This window comes from Collinsella sp. AM41-2BH (assembly GCF_003468085.1).
GTDB lineage: Bacteria > Actinomycetota > Coriobacteriia > Coriobacteriales > Coriobacteriaceae > Collinsella.
The window spans coordinates 13,488-27,216 of the sequence record NZ_QSGH01000017.1; the positions used below are offsets into that span (position 1 = coordinate 13,488).

The following is a 13,729-nucleotide window of genomic DNA, read 5'->3' on the forward strand; positions in this document are numbered from 1 at the left end:
CAAACCTGGGTCCGGGGAGACGCGGGGGCGAAACCGGTCGAATCTGTCGTTCCCGAAATCGACCTCGGCTGATGGAGCGGGCAACGGGACGTCCGCGTATTTGCTTCGCAAATCCGCACCGGCTGCGGTCGATCTCCTCGGATTCACGGAGACGATGGGGAAGACTTTGTTGAATTTGCCGTCCCAAGGTCTCCCGCGCTCGATGGAGCGGGCAACGGGACGTCCGCGTATTTGCTTCGCAAATCCGCACCGGCTGCGGTCGCCTATCGGCGACCTTGCCTGCTCGCTATAAACGCTTCGCGTTTATTTAACGCTCGCACCCTGTCGGGTTCGAGTCCCGGCACTTTATTGAAGAAGGCACAGTAACGAAACGTTACCGTGCCTGAAATTCGAATGGAGCGGGCAACGGGACTCGAACCCGCGAGTGTCAGCTTGGGAAGCTGATGCCTTACCACTTGGCGATGCCCGCATATGTGGGGGATAGTATAACGCGGTTGTCTTGTTCGATACAAGGGTGGCGATGCTTGTTTTAGCTGTGGAGATTCGTTTGAAAATCGCGTCAATTGTGGAGACGAGGACCTTTGACTTCCTGTTCACCTTATCTTCTACCTGCGCTTTTGCTTGATTGTTGTATTTGAGCTCAATTTGTCAGGAATTGGGCAAGCTTTTGGTCAGGCTCCGGTACTTACCCGCATGAACCTCGGGGGTAGCCTCATCCTACGCGTCGCAACCTCCCCATGCGGCGCACGAGGGATAAGGAGCAGCCATGTCCAACGCACCCACGCACTCTGTCCACAGCGCAATCGCAACAGGTCCGCTGCTCCTGCTCCTCTTCCTGCTTTTCGGCTGTCTGGCACCGGGAGCCGCATTTGCCGTCGATGGCTACGACCAGCTCGGCTTCCGCACTATTAGCGATGATTGTGGGCCCTTCTTCATCGGCAAGTATGAAGCTCAAGACGCCTCGATCGCCTACTGCATGAACCAGGAACGCCCCGGGCCCACCAAGCCGGGCGGTCCATGGCTCAACTTTGATCAAGGCTGGGTGTGGCTCGACGACGAGTTCGCGGCAATCGTTTGTCACGGATATCCTACCGCCACGTCGTTTGGCGGTTACCATCTTTCACCCGATCGCGCCCGCGCCGCCACCCAGCTTGCCGTATGGATGCTCAACGGCACTACCCATGTCGACGGCACCTACTCCTACACGACCGCTCAGGGCAAAACCAAGAGCGGGCACTTTACCGCCGACAATGAAGTCGTGGCGGCTGCGCGGTGGCTCCACAACAGCGCAAAATCAGGAAGCATCAAAGCCGCTCCGCACCGCGCGCGGCGCTATATAGGAACCGTATCGGGCGGCAGCAAACGTCAAGACATGCTCTATGTACTGCCGGCGGTCTCTGTTTCCTTCCAAAAGCAGTCTGCAAACGCTGCCATTACCAGCGGAAACAATACTTATCAGTTTGACGGGGCAACATTCGATGTTTTTGAGAGCGCCAGCGGCGCGCGTGTCGGCACCGTCCAGATGGACAGCAACGGTCGAGCGCAGGCAACACTCCTACCCAACACGGCATACTACCTAGTTGAGACAACAGCGCCAGCTGGTTATATCCCCCTGCACGATCGCATTGCCTTTACCACGACGAATAACGGCGGATACGTCACCATTGATGAACAACCCGGCACCATTACCTTGCGCATTGTAAAGCTCGACGCCGCAACGAATGCAGGCCCCCAAGTTGGAGCTTCGCTCGCAGGAGCAGAATTCGTGTGCGTATCGCAATCAACCCCTGGATGGACACAAACTCTCAGGACCGATGAAAGCGGTCGAGCTACCCTCACCGATGTCCCCCTGGGAACCTTTACCATCTATGAATCGAAGGCGCCCGAGGGCTATTTGCCCTCCGGTGACAGTTGGTCTTACACCGTTGGAGCCGACCAGCTCGGCGATTCAGGCGTAGTCGAGATCGAATCTCGCATTTCCGATATCCCCATTGCGTTTGACCTTGAGATTTCCAAATTCAAGGATTACGGCAATAGCGACCAATCCGGCCTGGAGCAGCCGGCGGGTGGTGTTGTCTTTGAAGTTGTCAGCAACAGCTCTCAGCAGGTTGTTGGCACACTGACTACAAACATCTATGGCTTTGCCTCCACCAAAGACCAGCCCGAAGCATGGTTCGGCACAGGCAAGCGACCAGCCGGTGTCCACGGAGCCGTCCCATACGACCGCGCCGGCTACACGGTTCGTGAGGTTCCGGAAACCGTCCCCGAGGGTTTTAAACGTGCGGGGGAATGGACCGTCGAGGCCAATCAGATTTCCGACGGCGCCGAGCTTCAATATATCGTGGACAACCACGCTCTGTCGACGCATCTCCAGATTGTAAAACGCGATGCCCAAACAGGCGCTTCTGTTCTCCTAGCCGGATTCACCTTCCAACTCCTCGACAGCAATCACAAACCTGTCTCACAAACATGCTGGTATCCAGCACACAACGTAATGGACACCTTTACGACTGACGCGACCGGCACCGTCACACTGCCCGAATCGCTCGTGCCGGGCACCTATTATGTACGCGAAACCTCGGCCAAAGAGCCCTATCTTGTCGGCGGAGAGATCGAGGTAAACATACCCGCCGATACAAACCTAACGCCCGTTGCAATCGTCTCGTATTATGACCACGCCGCGACCGGAAACATCAGGATCGTTAAAACCGATGCCGTAGACGGCAGCAGCCTCGCGGACGCCATCTTTGAGATCCGTGCCTCAGGTGATATCGTGCGCCCCGACGGTAGCATTGCCGCGCTTGACGGTGAGACTGTCGCTACCGTCACGACGGATGAAACTGGAGAAGCACGCGCAGACGACCTCCCGCTGGGATCTGGCACCGCACGCTACGAGGTTGTCGAGACTCAAGCGCCGGCAGGCTTCTTACTCGATCGGACATCCCATATTGTCGACCTTACTTATGCCGACCAGAAAACACCCGTTGTAGAAGCACGGCTTAACGTATCCGACGATTACACCAAGGTTGATATCTCCAAGGTCGATGCAAGCGGAGAGCAGGAAATGAAAGGCGCACAACTCACCTTATATGGTCCCGATAAAACCGAAATAGACTCCTGGACCTCATCCGACAAGCCGCACCGCATCGAACATCTTGCACCCGGCACCTACTCGTTGCGCGAAACGATGTCTCCGCGGACCTATGACCTTGCCGAGGAGATAACGTTTGAAATAAAGGATACGGGAGAAGTCCAATCCGTCGCGATGAAGGATGCGCCCATCGAGATCAAAGGACAGGTCGACAAGCGTCAGGAACTTGTCCAACCTATCGGGAAGGGTCTGTTGGCTAACGGCGATGGAAAAAACCGCGCCGCGATGCAAACCAATACGGATGGGCTTTTCTCCTATACCATCGATGCTCGAAACGATTCCGCTACTTGGGTTGATGAGTTTACGATTACCGATGATCTTGAGTGCGCCAAAGACGGCACGGCGAGATTCGTCTCAATCGAAACCCCCGTCGCCATCGGCGACCTCAACGGTCTGTGCAACGTGTGGTATCGCACGACGCCGTTGGACTCGACAGACATCGATGAGCCGGCAAACGCGACGCTTGACGATGGGCACGAAAATCCTTGGCTTGAGTCCGACGAAGTAAAAGAGAGTCTGGGTGAGGATTGCCGCCTCGTCGATTACGACGGCTGGCACCTCTGGAAGGCGGATGTCTCGACCACGGAATCCACCACGCTCGAGGCGAAAGAACTCGACCTTGCATCCAATACCGTCGTGACGGGCATTCGCATTGAATACGGTGCAGCAGCCGCCGACTTTACGACTCGAAGCGATACGGATTCTTGGACCCGCGATGATCTCAAAGATGAGCACGACGACCTTGACGATGCCAGAGCAATCCTTGGCACAGACGCTCGGGGCGCAGTCGTGCACATGCAGGCAACGTCGGCTTATACACCCCAAACTGCACTCACCAACAGCGCACGCGTCGATCTTTGCCGCAACGGCGGCGGCGATAAACTTGAGTCACATGACGAGGACAGTGTCATTCAACGCTGTACCCTACCGCAGGACCTACCGGCAACAGGATCAGCCCCCATCGCCGCTTGCATCACCGCGCTCCTGACCTCGGGTGCCGCAGCCCTATGGTTCGCTCGCCTTAGGTCAATCCCAAAGAAGCGCTAGCGCGATGAAAAAGCGGGCGAGCCAGTCCCCCGGCTCGCCCGCTTTCAATCATTTAAATCGCCGTATCTACTCTGCAGACGAAGATCCACCATCAACGATTGCTTGCTCGGACTCATGAATCCCATCGGCACCCGTGCTCTGTTCTTGCTCCACCTCTTCGCTGATTGCGGAGGCGGGGGTCGAGCCCTTCGCGCCCACGATATAGGCGGCTCCAAACCCCAACGCAATGGCAATCAAGGTCAAAATCACGTAGACAGGCCAATGGCGCTTAATATACGAAAACACGTTGACTCCTTAGAGCTCCGTCTACGAACGGCGGATAACCTCGGTCACGACCTCGGATACCGTGGCAATGTTCGTCGGGTTGACATTGTGGGGCAGGTCGTCCTCGGTACGAGCACAAGCCAGGCGCGTGCCGTCCACGCCGGCGATGGTGAGGGCTCGGCGGCTCGCCTCGAGCGCGGCGTAGGCATCGGTCTTGGCATAGGGCATCTCGAGCGCGCCACAATCGACATGGAACGACTTGCACACCTTGCTGACCAGGTTCATGATGCGGCGATCGCCCTTGAGCAGCTGCTGTTCGCCCTCAACCGTCACCACCGAAAGCCTACCGGCGCCGACGGATTCAAGATTGATGAAGAATACGCCGCGGAGCTTATCGCGATGCGAAGCCAAGAAGGCCTTCATGCCGGCGCCATCACAATCCGAGGCGCCCGTTGCCACAAACCAGATATCGTGACCGAGCAGCTCATCGTCACCCATAGAGGCGACAGCCGAGAGCATATCTTCGGAAGAAGCGCCGTCGGAAGACGTAGCGCCGCCCTTCCAGCCATCGTTGTCGTCCTCGAAATTATCCCACGAACCGATGCCGCGACCGGACTTCTTGGCATCGTAATCGTCTTCGACGCCCAGCCAGTCACTCATGCTGTCCTGTTCGTTTTTCTTTTTACGACCGAACAGGCCGCCCAGGCCGCGCTTGCGAGACTTGGGTGCCGCAGGGGCGGGAGCCGAAATGGTCTCGATCGGCTGCGCGCCCGACGCAACGGGCATAGGAGGCGCAACGGGTGCCGATGTGGGTTCGGGACCCTGAGCGGTAGCAAAGGGGTCGTTGACCTGTGCGGAGGGATCGGGAAGGTCGAACAGCGACGTGCGAGACGCAACGTTTGTCTGCTTCATCGACGGCAGCGACGGATCGGGGACCGAAGCCAGCGGAGACGAGGAGGGTGCAGGCGACGGTGCCGACGCCGGATCGGGAACATTCATCTGCGGACGCGGCGATGCTTGGGAGGAAATCTGGGCCATAAGGGAATCGACCGTTTCGTCCTGGGTGGGAGCGACATTGGCAACCGTGGCACCGGAACCACTCGAGGTCGGCATGGTGAAAATCTGCGTGGAGTAAGGCCTCGACTCATCCGTCTCGGGAGTCTCGGAAACCGCAGGCACTTCCTCCTGCTCGACCTCGGTCGAATCACCTTGATCGGCTGCCGCGTATTGCTCTTCGTCAGAGTTGGCCTCGACGGGCTCGTCCTCGGCGACATCTTGGATTTCGGCAGCATCAATAGGCTCGTCATCGTCTGCCGCGTCGCCCTGCTCATCGGAAACAGGAAGGGGCTCGGCAATTGCGGTGCCTTGCTTTTCAAACGTTATCGTGGAATCGAACTGCGCGGCATCAAACGACATGGTGCTATCGACGTGCTGCTGAGCCTCGAAAGACGTTGTTGCCTCAACAACATCCGCTGACGTCGGTTGCTGGGACTCAAAGGACGTCGTAGCTTCGGCAGCGTCGACGGGCCCGGACTGCATAGCCTCGTTCTGCTCGAACTCTTGCGCCGCGCGCTCACGTGCCGCCTCGGCTGCCTGCTGCTGAGCGATAGCCTCCTGCTCGGCAGCCTCGCGTGCGGCAGCGCGCTTCTCCTCGAAATCGTCGACAAATTTCCTGCCCTTTGCAAGCGCACCCTTAAAGAAGCTGGAAGCGCTGGCGCCAATCGAAGAGAACGCGGATGCAATATCGGCATGGGGCGTTGCCGCGGGAATCTCGGCAGAGAAATCAGTATCGCTCTCGTAAGACACGCGCCTCGGCTGTTCAACGTAATCGTCGTCAGACTCGTCCGCAACGTCTTGCGCCGGCGCGGCGGGAGCCAAAATGTCCAGTCCTGCCGCGGGATCGATCGCGGACACCGCCTCGGGCTCGGCAACGGCAGCGGTAACCGCGGCAGACTCATCATCCGCAGTGACAACGGGCGCAGGCTCGGGCTCAAACGTCGGCTCCTCGCCCTCCTCGTAATCGAGCGTGCAGGACTCGGGAAGCATTCCGAGTGCACGGATGGCATCCGAACCAAAGCGAATGTTGCCGGCGGCGTTGCGATAGAGCTTGGGCTCGGGCTCGGCCGCGGCAGGCTCCTCCGCCGGCTCAGCAGCGGGAACCTCGTCATTGAACTCTTCGGCCTGGACAGCCTGATTCTGATCCTCGGGCACGATGGCGCCAATCAGCGTCTCGTCGGCAGACGCACCCTCAAAGCCCTCAATCTGCTCGTCAAAAGCCTCGCCCTGTTCGGGCTCGGTTTGAGCGTCGGGAGCAATCGGCTGACCGAACTCGTCCTCGGCGTAGGTAGGCTCTTCGTACTCGATGGTGTTGCCGTAGTCGTTTTGCTGCTGGGCCGCGGCATACTCCGCCGCCGCGCGCGCCATTTCCTCGGCACGACGTTTCTGCTCCCCAAAATAGGTATCGAACGGAACATCGTCGGGAAACTCGTTCTCGCCCTGGAAGGGAGCAACGTTGTCCATAACGCCGAGCATAGCGGCGACAGAAGACTTGTTGCACACCGCGCCGGACGTATAGGGAAGAACGTGGCGGTTAGAGATGATGTTTGCCGCGTTGGCAAGTGCAACGAGGGAAGCGAGGATCGCGACAATCCACAGCAGAACCTTGAGCGCGCCGGGGAGCGGCAGGATACGCAGGATGGCAACGGCAGCAGGGGCAATCGTGGCAACGGGCAACAGCTTGGCGATGAGCGCACGATACGAAGCATAGGGCTCGCGGGCGAGCAGCTCAGCACGGGGAGAGTCGTAGTGTGCGACAACGACCACCGGGCGGTTGCGCGGAGACGCGAGCGGGCCCGAGGCCTTGTGGTAGGCGATGACATTTTGGCTCACGCCCGTCTTGCCCAGGCGCGAAACCACGGGGTGGCCCGTGCGCTCGAGCACGTAAAGAACGGCGCCGACAATGGCCAGCAAGGTGCCGACCAAGCCGATACCGCCGCCGATGCCCATCAGCAGGGCGCCGGCAAACGCAAGAATACCGGTAACGGCAAATGCCAATCTACTGGGCGCCGGGGCATTGAACTCCTGAACCTCGGGGTCAAAGCCGTGGTTGCGGAAGATCTGAGCGATATCCTCGGCAGCCAAGCGCTCTTCTTCGCTGCATGCCGGCGTAATGCCGGTGTTCTGCAGCAGGTGGTTAATATAGTTCTGGGTGTTCGCCATGTGCGCTCCACATCCATAATCCGACAAATAGGCCCAATGCATGCACATTAGAACCGTATATAGTCGAAAGTATACCCCGAGCGAGCGCAAACGACCGAATTCGGGCCATCTTAACGCCTCGAGCGGACAAGGATATAGCCTAATCTCCATATCGGACTAAAATCATGGCAGCAAACCACCTTCTCATGCGAGGACTCTATGACGGCAAGCGACGCGACCGCGACAATTAAAAAGGGGAATTCGGAGCCCGGTTTCGATAAAACGGCTCAGCGCATCCTCAATCTTTTCTTTGTGCTCAACAGCTCCCCCGAACCGCTGACGACCGAGCAGATCGTCTTGGATTCTGACCTGGGATATGGCTCGGGCAATATCGACTCGGATAAGCGCAAGTTTCGGCGCGATCGTGACAAACTGCTCGAGCGTGGCATCTTAATCAAGGAGGTTCGCCCCGCCGGTGCGCAGGAGACCGAGGAAAGCTCGTGGACAATCGACCGCGAGCACACGTTTGCTGCAGGCGGCCTCATCACCGCAGACGACGCCGATATCCTACTCAACGCCATCGACCAGACGCTAGCGGCCGGCTCTTCCACCTTTGCCGCGCCGCTTGCCGATATTCGCTCCAAAATTGCCTACCTCACCGGCAGGACGACGGTGGACGAAGTACCGATCCGCCGCTCTCCCACCGTCGATGCGGTATGGAGCGCCTTTGCCGAGCGATGCGCGCTGCGATTTTTATATCAGAACGGACGCGGCGAGCAGAAAGAACGTACCGTCTGTGTCTACGGCATGTTCGAACGCGAGGGCGTGGCGTACTTCTGCGGCCTCGACAATGTCACCGACGACATCAGGACATTCCGCTGCGACCGTATCGTTCGCGCATGGCGTCCTTCGAAGGCCTACGCCATCCCTGCGGACTTCAACCTCAGCGACTACCTGTTCTTTGAATTCGATTTTGCCGACCGCCCGCCCGTTGCGGCTACGTTCTCGTTCGCCCCGCAGACGCAGATCGATATGATCAACGGCCTCACGCGCGGGCGAGGTGAGCTCGCACACACCGATGCGGGATGGACTTGGACCGTTGACGTGCGCGATCTTGAAGCCGCCGCCTCATTTTGCATGGCCCACGCCACGGACGGCATGAGGCCCATGGCCCCCAAATCGCTTAAGCAGGCGTGGAACCACCTCATTGAAAGGACGGTGCACGAGCATGCCCGTGCGTAAACTCACCAGCGAGCAGAGGCTCTCGCGCGCCATCGACATCATGGAGGCCCTCTACGCCGCCGGCGAGAGCGGCATGACACGAACTGAGATTTGCAGTCGCTTTGACATCACGGGAGTGTCGCTCGACGAGATTCTCGAGATCGTCTCGACGCTCGCGGACCGAGAATCGGGTGCGCGCATCATCTGCGAATGCCACGGCGAGCGTGTGGTCCTCACCGGTGACGCCGGACGTGTGCTACCGCTGCGCTTGAGTACCGCCGAGGGCGCTGTGCTCAACCACGAACTTGAATCGTTGGGGATCGAGCCGCAGACGGCAGCTCGGATTCGACACGCTCTTCTACCCGAAGAGCTCGGCTATAACCAGTGCGTCTTTGACACCGTCAACCACGGGTCGCACTGGCAGCAGCTGAGCTGCGCCATTCAGGACGGCGTTCGCTGCCTCATCTCGTATCGCTCGATGGACGATGCACGGTCACGCGAGCGTCTGGTCGACCCCTTGCGCATTACGGCAAACGGCGACCAAACATACCTGATTGCCTGGGACATCGCAGTCGATGAGCAGCGCACCTATCGCATGGATAAAATCGAGGGACTCACCTTGACGGAAGACTCCGTCGTGCCTCACGCACCGGACGTCGCATCCCTCCACGATTCCCTTGCCCGGACGCAGCGTAGCGCAAAGCTCTTGATGCCATTCGATATGGCGGAGCATCTGGACTGGGCCGGCATCACCCTCATCGAGCGCAGCGGGGCAGACATGGCAACGGTAACCGTGCATTACGGCTCCGAGCGTTGGCTACTGAGCCAGATAATCGCAGCGGGCGGAGCCATCCGCATCTTGGATGACCCCACCCTGTCAAAGCGTCTGTGCGATATGGCAAAAACTCTCGTCTGTCCGCTTTAGCGCCGCCGCTCGTGGCGTGCGCGCCACAGTTGCAGATAGTGACCGATCTGTGCCGATTCGATGCGCTGGTAGGAGCTCGTGGGCAGCGACGTTAAGAACTTCTTTCCGTAGCCCTTCGTCACCAGGCGAGGATCCGCCAAGATCAGCACACCGCTATCGGTCGACGAGCGAATCAAACGCCCCGCGGCCTGCTTAACCTCGAGCACCGCCTCGGGCAGCGAATAGCGCGCCCATGCGCGGTCTTCGCGCAGGTTGCGCTCGCACGAGAGCGGGTCCGTGGGGCTCGAGAACGGCAACTTGGGAATGATGACGCAGCGCAGCGTCTCGCCGCTGGCATCAAACCCCTCCCAGAAGGCCTTGAGCGCAAAAAGCGACGAGGTCGGTTCGTTGATAAACCGGTCGCGCAGGCGACGAGGAGATGAGTTGCGCTGCTGGCAGTTGAGCTCCAGACCCGCACGGGCCATCTTGGGCTCAACGCGGGCGTATAGGTCCTCCATGTCGCGCCGATTGGTGAACAACGTGAGCACCGATCCGCCCATGGCAAGATGGGCGTCGACCAGTACGCGCTCGAGCGCCGTAAGATAGCTCTCACGATCGCGCGGATCGGGGATATCGCCCGCAACGACTACAGCCATGTTCGAATCGAAGTCGTAGCTCGAATCCAAGTGCAGCGATGACGACGTTGAAGCACCGATGCGATCAAGGCCGACCGCATGGTTAAAGTGCTCAAAGCTTTTGGACACCGTCATGGTCGCCGAGGCAAAGATAGCCGTGTGAACCTCGGGTAGCCACTCGGTTGCCAAAGCCTCGCCAATGTCGATGCGCTCTGCGGTCATCGACTCTCCGCCGGCACGAAGTCTGCGATTGACCTGCAGCGAATACACGTAGTGTTCATCGGTGCCATCAATGATGAGTTTGAGGTTCTCGGCCAGCTCGTGCAGGCGGCGCGAGATATCACCCAGGTCGACAACAACCTCGGGCTTGTCGGCGGCGACGGCTTGTACCAGCGCGTCGACGCTCTTGTCAGCTTGTTCCAATGTGCCGATGGCAGCGTAGGCCGACTGTAAGAAATCATGCCAGTCGTCAGATTCGCGCAGCTCGGGGCCAATCCATAGATTGGCATTGTCATAACCCCCACGCGCACGGCGGCCGAGCTCGCGAACGCCATCGAACACGTCGGCGATTGCCATGCTCGCGCGCGCAACCGTCGACGTCGCCTTGGCAGTAAGGCCCAGATAGAGCGTAGAGCCCTCGGAGGTTGCCAAATCACGGGAAACCTGGCTTAGCGCGCCGGTGCTCGAGCCACCCAGACGCTCAAACAGAACGCGTGATTCGTCCGCCGACACCACGCGCGCCCACTGACGGCGCGCCTCGCGCTCGATGGAATGGGCCTCGTCGATTACCCAATGACGAATCGGAGGCAAAATCCTGCCCTCGGCCGCGACGTTGCGGAACAGCAGGGAATGGTTGGTGACCACCACATCGGCGTGCGCCGCACGACGGCGAGCGCCGTGGACCAAACATTTATCAGGGAAAAACGGGCAGAGGCGACGAGCGCACTCGCGCGAGGCCGTCGTAAAGTCGGGACGGTTGACGCTGCGCCACCGAATGCCGAGCGAGTCGAGGTCGCCATCGGCTGATTGGCAGACGTACGCCATAATGACCGCGACCGCCGTGAGCGTGTCCGCCGGATCGCGCTTGGTGGTAATCTCGACCTGGCCGCGGCTCATGCGCTCAAGCTTGCGCAGGCACGGATAGTGGTCATACCCCTTGAGAGCGCAAAATGACAGACCGCCGTCCAGCTGCTCGGCAAGTTTTGGCAGCTCATGGTACATGAGCTGGTCGGCAAGATTATTCGATTTGGTCGCAATACCAACCGTGATGTTGTTACGGCGTGCTGCCTCGGCAAAAGGTACCAGATAGGCCATCGATTTGCCGACGCCTGTGCCTGCCTCAATTACTCGATGAGTGCCCGTGACCAGCGCATCGCGGACCTCGAGCGCCATCGCGATCTGCTCATCACGCGGCTCGTAGGTGGGATACATGCGATTGACTAGGCCACCTGGCGCATAGTCTGCCTCAATCTCCTCACGACTCGGCATCTTGAGAACCGGCAGTTCATCGGCGTCCACCCGATCGTCGGCGCGATCGGCCTTGAGAACGTCAGCACGAGCGGCGCTGAGAGAGAAGATAGAACCAGGGTTCTGCCCTGCCAAGAATGAGAAGATAGGACGATAGGACCAAGGCACGTCCGGATGCATGTCGGCTAGGCGCGCCATGAGGCCCTGGGGCAAGTCGGTGAGCGCCACGAGCAACACGCGCCATACGCCACACAGAGCGTCGACGTCGGCATTGGCACGGTGTGATACCGAGTCGCAGCCAAACAGATCGGCCATAAAAGACAGCTTGTGCGAGGCCAGGCGCGGAAGCGCGATGCGCGACAGCGCCAGCGAATCGATCCAAATATCGCTCACGTTGACGCCGCCTTTGACCGACTCGATAAACGAGCGGTCGAACGTGGCGTTGTGTGCGATCACCGGGCAGCCACCGACAAAATCGGCGAGAGCGGCGACGGCCTCAACCGCCGACGGGGCATCTGCAACATCGGCATTTGTAATGCTCGTGAGCTCGGTAATCTCGGCGGGAATCAGCTGCCTGGGATGCACGAAGGTATCGAAGCGGTCGATGACCTCGCGGCCCGAAAGACGGGCCGCCGAGATCTCGATCAGCTCGTTGTCCTGCACCGAAAGACCCGTGGTCTCGGTATCGAGGATAATCACATCTTCCTCGATAAGGCCGAAGGACTGCGTTTTGGCGCGGTCGGCAAGCGTGGCATAGGAGTCGATGACAAACTGCGGCGTTCCTGACGAAACCGCGTCCTCGATTAGCATGCAATGCCCGCTCGACGAAGGCCCATACGGATCAGGCTGTCACAGACCTGCGGGAACGTCATGTCGTCGGTGTGGCGGATCTCATCCGGATACAGCGACGTATCGGTCATGCCGGGAATGGTATTGGTCTCGAGGATAACGGGGCCGTCCTCGCTCACAATAAAGTCGCTGCGCGAGATACCCAGGCAACCGAGGGCCTTGTGAGCGGCACAGGCAAGTTCCTGAGCGCGAGCGTAATTCTCGGGTGAAATCTGCGCCGGAATGCGATGGATATCCGTAGGGTCGACATACTTCACGTCCAGATCGTAGAACTCGCAGTCCTCGGGCTTACGAATCTCGACAATCGGCAGGGCGCGCACGTCATCTTCGCCGTATACGCCGACGGTGACCTCGGTACCCTCGATGCACTTCTCGACCAGCACTTTGTCGCCGTACTCAAACGCCTTGGCGATTGCCGCGGGCAGCTCGGAGGGCTCATGGACCAGGGAAATGCCATAGCTGGAACCGTTGACGGCCGGCTTCACAAAGCAGCGCTCGCCACAAACCTCGACGATATGATCGATATCGACTTCATCGCCCACCTCGAGCGCAAGGCCGGGGGCAATGGGAATGCCCGCCTTGGCGTATAGGAGCTTAGAGACCTCCTTGTCGGCACCGCAGGCGCTGGCAAGTACGCCCGAGGCCGTGTAGGGGATACCCAGGGTCTCCATGGCACCCTGCATGGCGCCATCCTCACCGCCGGCGCCGTGCATGGCGATAAATGCCACATCGAAACCGCCGGTCGCCATGGTTACCATAAAATCATCGGCAGCCGTGTCGATCAGCTCCACCGAAGTGTAGCCGGCCTCCTTCAAGGCAGCCACGACGTTCTTTCCCGAATTGAGCGAGATCTCGCGCTCAGCGGAATGACCGCCCGCCAAGACCGCTACGTGCATGTTCTCTAGGCTTTTACCCGGCATGGGCAGACTCCTCCTCTATAATTTCTGCAGCTGATACCATATTGTAGCGATACCCTCTACGTTTCCCCAAAAT

Annotated in this window: 7 protein-coding genes and 1 tRNA gene; 3 read left to right on the forward strand and 5 right to left on the reverse strand. The window is 59.4% G+C overall.

Going from position 1 to position 13,729, the window contains the following annotated elements; translation table 11 throughout:
• Window positions 1-394 precede the first annotated feature (394 nt).
• Window positions 395-469, reverse strand: a tRNA-Gly gene (locus DW899_RS08475).
• Window positions 470-766: 297 nt separating this feature from the next.
• Here DW899_RS08475 and DW899_RS08480 point away from each other — a divergent pair.
• Window positions 767-4,198: a SpaA isopeptide-forming pilin-related protein gene (locus tag DW899_RS08480; RefSeq protein ID WP_117800651.1), complete on the forward strand. Its 3,432-nt coding sequence runs from the start codon at window positions 767-769 to the stop codon at window positions 4,196-4,198.
• A 66-nt stretch (window positions 4,199-4,264) separates the two neighbouring features.
• On the opposite strand, the gene DW899_RS08485 is transcribed toward DW899_RS08480, so the two are convergent.
• Together DW899_RS08485 and DW899_RS08490 are read right to left on the reverse strand one after the other, a co-directional pair.
• Window positions 4,265-4,483, reverse strand: coding sequence for a hypothetical protein (locus tag DW899_RS08485; RefSeq protein WP_117584015.1), 219 nt, complete (start codon window positions 4,481-4,483; stop codon window positions 4,265-4,267).
• Window positions 4,484-4,504: 21 nt separating this feature from the next.
• Window positions 4,505-7,681 carry a hypothetical protein gene (locus tag DW899_RS08490; RefSeq protein WP_117800653.1) on the reverse strand — a complete coding sequence of 1,059 codons (3,177 nt, stop codon included), beginning with the start codon at window positions 7,679-7,681 and terminating at the stop codon, window positions 4,505-4,507.
• A 198-nt stretch (window positions 7,682-7,879) separates the two neighbouring features.
• Between DW899_RS08490 and DW899_RS08495 the strand changes: the two genes are divergently transcribed.
• A complete protein-coding gene (locus tag DW899_RS08495; RefSeq protein WP_117800654.1) occupies window positions 7,880-8,902 on the forward strand; it encodes a YafY family protein in 1,023 nt (340 codons plus the stop codon).
• A complete protein-coding gene (locus tag DW899_RS08500) occupies window positions 8,889-9,806 on the forward strand; it encodes a YafY family protein (protein WP_117800656.1) in 918 nt (305 codons plus the stop codon). Before DW899_RS08495 ends, DW899_RS08500 begins: the two co-directional genes overlap by 14 nt.
• On the opposite strand, the gene DW899_RS08505 is transcribed toward DW899_RS08500, so the two are convergent.
• Together DW899_RS08505 and DW899_RS08510 are read right to left on the reverse strand one after the other, a co-directional pair.
• On the reverse strand, window positions 9,803-12,697 hold the full coding sequence (locus tag DW899_RS08505; RefSeq protein ID WP_117800658.1) for a helicase C-terminal domain-containing protein: 2,895 nt from the start codon (window positions 12,695-12,697) through the stop codon (window positions 9,803-9,805). The genes DW899_RS08500 and DW899_RS08505 overlap by 4 nt on opposite strands.
• Complete coding sequence (locus tag DW899_RS08510) at window positions 12,691-13,656, reverse strand: D-alanine--D-alanine ligase (protein ID WP_117800660.1); 966 nt, start codon at window positions 13,654-13,656, stop codon at window positions 12,691-12,693. Before DW899_RS08510 ends, DW899_RS08505 begins: the two co-directional genes overlap by 7 nt.
• Window positions 13,657-13,729: the final 73 nt, after the last annotated feature.

Bases quoted from the DNA above. Each gene is read 5' to 3' on its own strand.
- DW899_RS08495 (WP_117800654.1), top strand. From the start codon at position 7,880: ATGACGGCAAGCGACGCGACCGCGACAATTAAAAAGGGGAATTCGGAG.
- DW899_RS08505 (WP_117800658.1), bottom strand. From the start codon at position 12,697: ATGCTAATCGAGGACGCGGTTTCGTCAGGAACGCCGCAGTTTGTCATC.
- DW899_RS08490 (WP_117800653.1), bottom strand. From the start codon at position 7,681: ATGGCGAACACCCAGAACTATATTAACCACCTGCTGCAGAACACCGGC.
- DW899_RS08510 (WP_117800660.1), bottom strand. From the start codon at position 13,656: ATGCCGGGTAAAAGCCTAGAGAACATGCACGTAGCGGTCTTGGCGGGC.
- DW899_RS08480 (WP_117800651.1), top strand. From the start codon at position 767: ATGTCCAACGCACCCACGCACTCTGTCCACAGCGCAATCGCAACAGGT.
- DW899_RS08500 (WP_117800656.1), top strand. From the start codon at position 8,889: ATGCCCGTGCGTAAACTCACCAGCGAGCAGAGGCTCTCGCGCGCCATC.